The 8,286-nt window shown below is 33.1% G+C and carries 15 protein-coding genes; 9 read left to right on the top strand and 6 right to left on the bottom strand.

Translation table 11 applies throughout. The annotated features are described in order from the left end of the window. Window positions 1–718: 718 nt before the first annotated feature. Window positions 719–925 (top strand): hypothetical protein, encoded by a 207-nt coding sequence (locus tag ACFCYJ_RS12850; protein WP_376074318.1) that lies wholly within the window; start codon window positions 719–721, stop codon window positions 923–925. Window positions 926–1,029: 104 nt separating this feature from the next. Here ACFCYJ_RS12850 and ACFCYJ_RS12845 read toward each other — a convergent pair whose 3' ends face one another. Next, window positions 1,030–1,311, bottom strand: a complete 282-nt coding sequence (locus ACFCYJ_RS12845) for a hypothetical protein (protein WP_376074317.1) — start codon at window positions 1,309–1,311, stop codon at window positions 1,030–1,032. Window positions 1,312–1,604: 293 nt separating this feature from the next. Between ACFCYJ_RS12845 and ACFCYJ_RS12840 the strand changes: the two genes are divergently transcribed. Beyond that, entirely contained in the window at window positions 1,605–1,754 is a 150-nt protein-coding gene (locus ACFCYJ_RS12840; protein ID WP_376074316.1) for a YjcZ family sporulation protein, read from the top strand. A gap of 253 nt (window positions 1,755–2,007) precedes the next feature. On the opposite strand, the gene ACFCYJ_RS12835 is transcribed toward ACFCYJ_RS12840, so the two are convergent. The 3 genes from ACFCYJ_RS12835 to ACFCYJ_RS12825 all read right to left on the bottom strand — a co-directional run bounded on the left by ACFCYJ_RS12835 (window position 2,008) and on the right by ACFCYJ_RS12825 (window position 3,813). Continuing rightward, complete coding sequence (locus tag ACFCYJ_RS12835) at window positions 2,008–2,298, bottom strand: DUF5316 domain-containing protein (protein ID WP_376074315.1); 291 nt, start codon at window positions 2,296–2,298, stop codon at window positions 2,008–2,010. Window positions 2,299–2,488: 190 nt separating this feature from the next. Then, window positions 2,489–2,941 (bottom strand): Type 1 glutamine amidotransferase-like domain-containing protein, encoded by a 453-nt coding sequence (locus ACFCYJ_RS12830; protein ID WP_376074314.1) that lies wholly within the window; start codon window positions 2,939–2,941, stop codon window positions 2,489–2,491. A gap of 137 nt (window positions 2,942–3,078) precedes the next feature. Then, window positions 3,079–3,813, bottom strand: coding sequence for a polysaccharide deacetylase family protein (locus tag ACFCYJ_RS12825; RefSeq protein ID WP_376074313.1), 735 nt, complete (start codon window positions 3,811–3,813; stop codon window positions 3,079–3,081). A gap of 300 nt (window positions 3,814–4,113) precedes the next feature. Here ACFCYJ_RS12825 and ACFCYJ_RS12820 point away from each other — a divergent pair, with 300 nt between their 5' ends. The 5 genes from ACFCYJ_RS12820 (at window position 4,114) to ACFCYJ_RS12800 (ending at window position 6,247) form a co-directional block, all read left to right on the top strand. Next, window positions 4,114–4,524, top strand: a complete 411-nt coding sequence (locus ACFCYJ_RS12820) for a hypothetical protein (RefSeq protein WP_376074312.1) — start codon at window positions 4,114–4,116, stop codon at window positions 4,522–4,524. A 17-nt stretch (window positions 4,525–4,541) separates the two neighbouring features. Continuing rightward, on the top strand, window positions 4,542–4,874 hold the full coding sequence (gene csaA, locus ACFCYJ_RS12815) for a chaperone CsaA (protein ID WP_376074311.1): 333 nt from the start codon (window positions 4,542–4,544) through the stop codon (window positions 4,872–4,874). A 345-nt stretch (window positions 4,875–5,219) separates the two neighbouring features. Next, on the top strand, window positions 5,220–5,648 hold the full coding sequence (locus tag ACFCYJ_RS12810; RefSeq protein WP_376074310.1) for a GNAT family N-acetyltransferase: 429 nt from the start codon (window positions 5,220–5,222) through the stop codon (window positions 5,646–5,648). Between the two features lie 45 nt (window positions 5,649–5,693). Beyond that, window positions 5,694–5,858, top strand: a complete 165-nt coding sequence (locus tag ACFCYJ_RS12805) for a hypothetical protein (RefSeq protein WP_376074309.1) — start codon at window positions 5,694–5,696, stop codon at window positions 5,856–5,858. 149 nt (window positions 5,859–6,007) lie between these two features. Continuing rightward, entirely contained in the window at window positions 6,008–6,247 is a 240-nt protein-coding gene (locus tag ACFCYJ_RS12800; RefSeq protein WP_376074308.1) for a hypothetical protein, read from the top strand. Between the two features lie 70 nt (window positions 6,248–6,317). On the opposite strand, the gene ACFCYJ_RS12795 is transcribed toward ACFCYJ_RS12800, so the two are convergent. Together ACFCYJ_RS12795 and ACFCYJ_RS12790 are read right to left on the bottom strand one after the other, a co-directional pair. Continuing rightward, complete coding sequence (locus tag ACFCYJ_RS12795; protein ID WP_376074307.1) at window positions 6,318–6,956, bottom strand: O-methyltransferase; 639 nt, start codon at window positions 6,954–6,956, stop codon at window positions 6,318–6,320. Then, window positions 6,943–7,308: a hypothetical protein gene (locus ACFCYJ_RS12790; protein WP_376074306.1), complete on the bottom strand. Its 366-nt coding sequence runs from the start codon at window positions 7,306–7,308 to the stop codon at window positions 6,943–6,945. The genes ACFCYJ_RS12795 and ACFCYJ_RS12790 overlap by 14 nt, the downstream gene beginning before the upstream one ends. Before the next feature lie 302 nt (window positions 7,309–7,610). Here ACFCYJ_RS12790 and ACFCYJ_RS12785 point away from each other — a divergent pair, with 302 nt between their 5' ends. Both ACFCYJ_RS12785 and ACFCYJ_RS12780 read left to right on the top strand, forming a co-directional pair. After that, window positions 7,611–7,802 (top strand): hypothetical protein, encoded by a 192-nt coding sequence (locus ACFCYJ_RS12785; RefSeq protein WP_197142381.1) that lies wholly within the window; start codon window positions 7,611–7,613, stop codon window positions 7,800–7,802. Between the two features lie 66 nt (window positions 7,803–7,868). After that, the gene (locus ACFCYJ_RS12780; RefSeq protein WP_376074305.1) at window positions 7,869–8,255 is read left to right on the top strand and encodes a hypothetical protein; all 387 of its coding nucleotides are present in this window, start codon (window positions 7,869–7,871) and stop codon (window positions 8,253–8,255) included. Window positions 8,256–8,286: the final 31 nt, after the last annotated feature.

Here is an 8,286-nt window from a genome sequence, read left to right as displayed (position 1 = left end):
AGAAAGTCTTATGGAACAGAAGATAAATCAAAGATGTTGTACACAGGACATGGCAACACCATCTGTGGAGAGCTTTGTAACGCTTCTCTTAAGTATATAAGAGCCCCACTGCTTTAGCTGTGGGAGTAGTCAGTTTTATTGTTATTCGATTTTCTCAATTTTTTTTATACCTATACTGATATATATAGGTATTCTCTAGTTTAGGGTTATTTATCTAAGTTTTGGTAGGATGGAATACTTTCTACACTGAATGCTTGTATTGAGAAATACATCACCACGAGTAATAATTTGGAAAACCCTTTCTTATTATATTCGCATATTTATTAGAACTAAAAAAGTGCGGCGACACGTAAAATGATTGCTGAAAATGTTACTTGTATTGTTCTTGCTTTACTATTTTTTTCATGGGTTATCTTATCTATAAAGCAGAAATTGCGGGTTACCAAGCAGAAAGTTTTATTGGTGGTAAAGATAAACTAGCGAAGCTATTTGGGATATTCATACATAGTAGGTATCGCTACTTTTCTTTTACCTTTTGGTCTAGAATTTTGGGGCATCATTAGCGGTATCATATATGCCATTTGTATATGTCACTTTGGTCTGGAAACTAAAAATTAATAAACCACTTTAATTGCGTCTGCTCTTTTAATACTTATTAATACCCTTTTTATGTTAACTTTAGAACATGGTTTTGTTAACATAAAAAGGAGGATATAAAATGTCTCGTAAATTACGCCTTTGTTCCCCCATTGTTACTGCTATTTTATTTGTCATCCTTGTATTTATGAATTATTTGGGCTATTGGACAGCAGATAGGTTCATTCAAATTCTATTTTTCTTTCTTATGATCGTGTCCGTTTTCAACGCGGGTATTGAAACAGAAAAAATTTTAAAAAGCAGAGGTAAAATCGAATCTTCTAGATAGCGAAGAACTTTCTAGATTTTTTAAAATATCCCCTTGAATTAGTCTAAATTCAAGGGGATATTTTTTTGTGTACTGCAACACAAATTTCTGAAACGTTTCGTTAGTCATTCCATCGCTTTTCTTTTATCTTTTCGAACGATGAAAAACATGTATTGGCTCGATAATAAAATGATTGTGACTATTACTGCCAAGAAATATGTATCTTGAATCTTAAACAAGAAAAAATTCAAAGAATTTAATAATCCAGCTAACATCAAGAATAACCAATAGTTATTTTTTCTTTTTGATTGATCACCGTTACTTAGATAACTAGCAGAAAGCCAGATAAAAAAAGGTAAGTAACATACAATTGAAAAAGTTAATATAGCCCATCCAATAAACGGCATAGTACAAACACCTCCGAGAATCTTCCTTATTTATACGATTGAAATTTGTAATAGTTTCAATTTTATTATTCTAAAAAAATGATTTTTCTCTAAATGTCATAAGTACCATGCTCTACTCCCTAAAAAAAACCTCAAAAATCCAAGAAACCATTAGCATAGATGTCCTTTTTCTTTAGTAATTCCTCATTATAAACTTTTTAAATTTTCAAACCAAACTGAGTAAAACATAGATGAATACCTCCTCTCCTTTCTACACCTGAACATATTATAGACGTAGAAGGGGGGGATATTTTATGGGATACTACCAAGGTGGAAATTATGGTAACTGTGGTTGTTATGGAGGATACGGCGGTGGAGGATACGGCGGCGGCTCAGCATTCGCCTTAATCGTAGTTCTCTTCATTCTTTTAATTATTGTCGGTACAACATTCATGCAATATTAATGCCGTTTTCTACTACTATTCAGATTTTTAATGAAAAAAGTTAATGCTAATTATCATTGTCACAATCAAACATTCCATACTCTCTATTGCTAAATAACATCCATAGTAATAGTAGAATAACTTACCAGCCTGACATACTACAGTTAAAACAAAAAAGGTCACTTTTGTCCGAGTGACCTTTTATTTTTGAATATTCAACTTTCTATAGAAGCTTTATTCATTTTATTAATAAAAAGTTCTGAGCGTTTTTCCATCATTTATTTAAATAATAAAATAAAACCGCAACAATAATATTTGGTAAAGCAATGTATAAGGAATTTATAGTGATTTTATGACGTTCGTCCCGATGTCCTGTAGTTTCGGTAGCAAAGTTTGCCCTCATCCGATCCCCACTGGCCATAGACCCTGAAAAAACCATTGAAATGACAATGAAAATACAGCCAACTGTTCCTGGAACTAAATAGATCTTATCCATTCCCCACAAAATCAACGATATGAAAACACCGCATAATGATAAGAGAACACCGATTAATAAATATTTCACCCCAAATCCCCCCTTTCTTTATTTTACGTTTGATTACCCTATTTTGTTTCGACAAAAACAAGATTCTCAAAAAGTCGGAGCATCAGTAGGACGGTCTTGCTTCAAAAAATAAATAAGCCTATTCAAAATGGGATAATCATGAGTAGGCTTATTCTTTGAAGTTATGACAATCTTTGATAATAAAATATTATTAATCTATAGTACCCAAATATTTCACAGCTAATTCTTCCTCATTGATCTCCTTATCCAAGGAGACCTTATAGGCTTTACCATTTGGTTTTGAGCTAACGATTTTATGAATTTCTTGATCGATATAATGAACGGCTACTCCATCATCAGCGGCAATTCCAGATGAGAGTTTAGTATTTCCTCCACCAACATAAATGATATCCTTTTCCATAATAAAACTTTCTAAATCTCGCGTAGGGGGAGAAAAAAGTGATAAGTGAGACGGAACACATGATTGTGAGTCAAAAAAAGAATAAAATCTTGCCATATAATTTTCTGAATCTCCGCTAGCAGTAGGCACAAAGCAGATCTTAGGATTAGCTTTGTTCGACTGCTGTAAAATATATGTATCTAATAATGGATTATGAGGCTCCATAAAAAAGCCTCCTCCTCCTAATGCAATAATTTGTTTCATCTTTTCCCACTTCCATTTCATTTAGTTTTTCGAAAATAATGAACTTAATTATACAATACCGCTACTATTTAAACCATTTTTTAACAACATTCAAAAAGCAAAGCCCGGTTTACATTTCAAACCGAGCCCTGCCTATATTATTTTCCATCTTTATTTAATTTTTGAATATCCAGCAGCTCTGAGATCGTTACAAATTTATATCCTTGGTCTTCAAGCTCTGGTAAGATTTTATCCAATGCCCTTACTGTTTGCTCACGATTACCACCGCCGTCATGAAATAACACGACACTTCCAGGCTTTGCACCTTTTAAAACCGTATTGGTAATTTTCTTGTCTCCAGGACTTTTCCAATCAAATGTATCTAAATGCCATGACCACATAACAACTTTATATCCTGCTTTTGCTATTGCATCAATCATGGAATCCGTGTATTGCCCTTCAACTGGTCTAAATAAGACAGGAGCATATCCCGTAATACCATAAATTGTTGCATGTGTTTGTTTTATTTCCTTCATTAAATTGGAGACGTTAGTCCTAAAAGGATGTGTATATGTGTGAATGGCCAGTTCGTGACCTTCTTCGTGTATACGGTAAGCAAGATCAGGGTTTTTTTCTGCATTTTCACCCACAATAAAAAATGTAGCCTTAGCATTGTACTTGTCTAATATATCTAAAATAGCAGGTGTGTACTTTTTATGAGGACCATCATCAAAGGTTAAGGCGATCACTTTTTCATCTGTATTAATATCCCACAAAATTTGGCCTGCTTCTTCGTAATACTTCCTTCCCTTATCTGCAAAGGATTTTTCATTTACAAAAAATAGAAATATCCCCATAATGCATAATGCGATCAGCAGATAATATTTCCTCAAGTTCTCACCTCCTGTAAATAATTATTTCTAATCATTATTATTTGAGGTTTACACTAAAAGATGCTTTTATTTTTTTACTTTTAACTGTATACAAAACCAATAACAATCCAAAATGTATGTAAATAACGCTGCACATTCCAATTCCAAAATGTTATATTATTGGGAAGGAGTGTGATTATTTTGATAATAAAGGTAAAGGAAGAGAATTTGGATTTTAACTGCTCCAGTCTAAGTCAAAGGTGCTTCGAACCACTAATTCAGATTTATAAGGTAAGAATGTCCGAAGAAAGTGATATCGGTGTGAAAGAACGTTTTTATGAGGAACTTACGGAAGGCCAACGAGCATTATTTATGTTTCATGTTTATTATAACCATATTAGTAAATCTCTTATCGAATATTATTGGTGGAGTGCTTATTTCATGGCTCAGCCTAAAAATTGGGCAGCTATCAAAGCATGTTTTAAGTACTTTCATGATGAACCTTTTCTTTTACTCCTTGACAAAATTGAACAAGAACTAAAACAACATCATCACCCTACTACATTAGAGAATTTTTCAATCACTCGAGATGAATTAAATCAAAACAAAGAGCTCCTTGCATCATTTGAATCGCTTCATGCAATGTTCGAAAATATTTATCCAGCTACTATAGAAAAAATAAATAATTTCATCGAAAAGAATTTACAAGAGTTTATACACATTGAAAGTTAAATGAAGGAGTATTTTTTATGGCCACTATAGAAGACTTTGTGAATCTTGATATTAGAATTGGTACTGTGATCCAAGCTGAGGAACTTCCGAAAGCAAGGGTTCCTGCCATTAAAATGAAAATTGATTTTGGAGAAGACCTTGGAATCAAGCAATCTTCTGCACAAATTACTCAACGCTATACGTCTGAAGGAATCATTAATAAGCAAGTAGTAGCGATTGTTAATTTCCCTCCTCGTCGTGTGGCAGGCTTTAAATCTGAAGTTTTAGTGATTGGCAGTGTTCCTGTAGAAGGAGATGTCATTCTATTATCTCCTGATCAGCCTGTACCAAACGGAACTAAAATTAGTTAAGTCTAGGATTTTATGATAGTGAAATCAAAAAAATGAATCTATTTTACAGGCACAAAACTAACTTAAATTTCTTCTACATCATATATTTAGTAGTGTAAAGCTAATTTAGCCTTACACCTCCTGACTTGATACTAAGGGTCACGAATGTGGCCCTTTTATTATTTTGTTTCATCTAGTACCATATGTTACAACTTTTGTTACATAAAAATTATAAGAAGAACAAATCCCCTAAATCGAGAGGATCATAGAAAATGAAATTTTATTTAGATTGGTGCTACATCGTTAAAATCTTCAAATAAAAAATAGAAAGGAGCCTGATATTGAAGAGAAAAAGGAGAGAACATTATGAAAAACAGACAAGCTACAACTAATGACTATGAAGCTATTATAAATCTTTGGGATAGATCCGTTACCAAAACCCATGATTTTTTAAGTTTAAAAGATAAGGAAGACATTAAACAGGAAATTCCTATGTATTTCCCGCATCTTGATGTGAGACTTTGGTTTGTGGAAAGCGAATTGATAGGTTTTTCAGGTACCAATAATCAGCACTTAGAAATGCTATTTTTAGAACCGGCTGAAATTGGAAAAGGTTATGGAAAACAAATTATACAACACCTTATTAGAGATTTTAATATAAGGTCTGTTGATGTTAATAAAGACAATGACAACGCAAAGATGTTTTATTTGAAAAATGGTTTTACTATTGTTAGTGAAGAACTAACAGATAGTTCAGGTCGCCATTATCCAGTACTACATCTAGAATTAAAGTAATAAATAGGCCATCCATCTACTTTATTCATAAAAAAGAGATTTAAAATGGGAATATTTTTTGCACTTATACCTCCTTTCGATATATGTATGTTTTACATTGTTCTAGCTGCCTTTATCATTTGGATTTTAATTAAATTCATTAAAATTCAGCAGGAGCAAACTGAAATACTTAGAAGCATTTTAGAAAAGTTAAATGTGAAATTAGACTGAAATCAAGCTTACAGCAAGGTCGACTTCAGTCATTTTTTAATTCACCCCCCTACTTATCGTAGCTTCCCAATTTTATACTACTGATAATATCCAAATTAAATCATGTATTTTTAATAAAACTGTCCAATAAAATGATATATATACATAACATGAAAAGAGGAATGTATATGGAAACTGAAAAAAACTATGAATCCCTACTCATACTAATTGGTTGGATAAACGTTTCGTTTGCACTTGTCTTTTTTCAATTATTTTGTGGTATTATTGCGATTTGTATGGGCATCGTTTTAAGAAAGGATTATCATGCGACAAAGCATGGACGTATCTTAATTATTGCAGGAATTATCGCTGGAATTACCGGATGGATCCTCAATTATTTATACTTGTAGACTAGAAAAATTGTAAAGCAAAAAAGCACTAACATGCAGTCCGTCAGTGCCTTCGAAACAAAATAGTGACTTACTTCTTCACTTTTGAAAGTGTCATACCATCACCAATTGGAAGAATAATCGACTCTAATTGAGGGTGGTTCGCTACTGCTACATTGAATTTCTTCATTAATTCCGTATAACGTTTTGGTTGGGCATTTGGGTCTGCCACACTCCCATTAGCAAGGACATTATCAGAAATTATGATAGCATCGGGATTTGCTAGCTTCACACAATAATTTAAATAGTTTTCATAATTATCCTTATCAGCGTCGATAAAGAAAAAATCGAATCGCTTATTATCCTGCTTTAGCTTTTCAAGGCTTTGCAATGCAGGTCCCGTCATATAGGTCACTTGTTCACCAAAACCTGCCTTTGATAAATTACTGTAAGCTAACTGCGCGTATTTTTCCTCTAACTCTAGAGAAGTTAATTTTCCATTACTACCGAATCCTCTAGCTAGACAAATTCCACTATATCCCCCGAGAGCCCCTACTTCAAGAATGTTTTTAGCGCCTGTCATCGAGACAAGCATTGTTAAAAGTTTTCCAGAGGAAGCAGAAACTGAAATGGCGGGCATTCCGTTTTCTTCAATGGATGTAATGACCTCCTCTAAAATAGCGTCTTGCGTATGAAACACTGAATCAATGTAATGATTAATTATTTTCATTTAGGTTATTCCCTTCTTCATCATGGTTTAAAGAATTTTCATCTTCTTCTTGACTAACGGATATATCGATAGTTTCACTTTCATGTAGTTCAAATAATTGACTGAATTCATTGATGACCATATCTATGGCTTTTAATTCACCCACTAGTATTGGCTGAATCGATTGAAACTCTGGTTGCTCTAATTGTTGCTTAATCGTTGCACGCTTTAAATTCATCATCTCTAAAAAAGCAATAGCCCTTCCACGACGGAAGGTTTTAGGTCCACGTTGGTGAGCGCCATCTCTTCCTCTATGACGTCCCCCTCGATGATGTCCCTCTTCTCTAAATTCCTTCATTTTTTCACTTCTCATTTTCATCCTCCTATTGTATACATTTGTATACAATCTCGATTTCATTTAAATTGTATACAAATGTATACAACTTGTCAATTAACCTTCTCTATTCATTTCCCGTTTCCTAATTTCATACTTTAACAACAGAAACATTAAACGTTTTAAGGAATTATGTAATATGTACTTCCCTCTGTTCTTCCATTAAACTGTAAATAATAGCCATCACCATAAAACGGTAATTAATAGTTGTGTGACTTAGGAGTTAGGGATTCATTTTTATTGATGTAGAGAACTTCATGTTCAAAAGAAGGAGCGATAAAATGAAAAGGCCATTTTTAAAACTTGGTCTATTACTTGTTTTTGGCGTAGTGTTTTTAACTGGGGTGCAATCATATTTTAATCAACAGGAAATTAATTTGGCTAGTGAAAGGTGTCTAAAAGCAGGTGGAGAACCCATTGTAGAAAGAGATCTTCTTTCATTAAATTACACCTTTGCATGCCACATCAAATAATTGATCGTATGAGTAAATATGAATAAATTTGTAAGTTTCCTCCGACTGAATTAAGTAGGTGATATATTGAAGAAGAAAGACTATTTATTAATTGTAGTATTGTTTAGTTTATTTTTAGTTGGTTGTAATGAAACAGGCACAGTAGATACTTTTACTTCTAAAAAACCTGACGCAGCTGAATCTTTAAGATTAAACAACCAAGCAGATATTTTTCAATGGGAAGGTAATATTTTTGAAACCGAAATAGAATGGATCGATGAACTTGAGATTAATGAAGATCAATATATTGGTGCCATAAAATATAATGCCACTAAAGCTGAGGATTTTAAAAATGGTACAGCTAACCATTTACCGATTGGCGCAAAGATTTATTCAGCAAAAGAACGTGATGATATTTTAATCGTGAAATACGACGATGTTGTTAAACGGTATTTAGTTCTATCTGAGGGCTGATTTACTGACGACATGTTTAGGTTAAGGTCAC

It is taken from the genome of Lysinibacillus sp. NPDC056232, assembly GCF_042267565.1.
Lineage (GTDB): Bacteria > Bacillota > Bacilli > Bacillales_A > Planococcaceae > Lysinibacillus.
Note: the sequence above shows the minus strand (reverse complement) of the source record. Positions and strands in the feature narration are given on the sequence as shown.

Coding starts and splice junctions, on each gene's coding strand:
- ACFCYJ_RS12850 (WP_376074318.1), top strand. CDS start 719: ATGTCTCGTAAATTACGCCTTTGTTCCCCCATTGTTACTGCTATTTTA.
- ACFCYJ_RS12845 (WP_376074317.1), bottom strand. CDS start 1,311: ATGCCGTTTATTGGATGGGCTATATTAACTTTTTCAATTGTATGTTAC.
- ACFCYJ_RS12840 (WP_376074316.1), top strand. CDS start 1,605: ATGGGATACTACCAAGGTGGAAATTATGGTAACTGTGGTTGTTATGGA.
- ACFCYJ_RS12830 (WP_376074314.1), bottom strand. CDS start 2,941: ATGAAACAAATTATTGCATTAGGAGGAGGAGGCTTTTTTATGGAGCCT.
- csaA (WP_376074311.1), top strand. CDS start 4,542: ATGGCCACTATAGAAGACTTTGTGAATCTTGATATTAGAATTGGTACT.
- ACFCYJ_RS12810 (WP_376074310.1), top strand. CDS start 5,220: ATGAAAAACAGACAAGCTACAACTAATGACTATGAAGCTATTATAAAT.
- ACFCYJ_RS12805 (WP_376074309.1), top strand. CDS start 5,694: ATGGGAATATTTTTTGCACTTATACCTCCTTTCGATATATGTATGTTT.
- ACFCYJ_RS12800 (WP_376074308.1), top strand. CDS start 6,008: ATGAAAAGAGGAATGTATATGGAAACTGAAAAAAACTATGAATCCCTA.
- ACFCYJ_RS12795 (WP_376074307.1), bottom strand. CDS start 6,956: ATGAAAATAATTAATCATTACATTGATTCAGTGTTTCATACGCAAGAC.
- ACFCYJ_RS12790 (WP_376074306.1), bottom strand. CDS start 7,308: ATGAGAAGTGAAAAAATGAAGGAATTTAGAGAAGAGGGACATCATCGA.
- ACFCYJ_RS12785 (WP_197142381.1), top strand. CDS start 7,611: ATGAAAAGGCCATTTTTAAAACTTGGTCTATTACTTGTTTTTGGCGTA.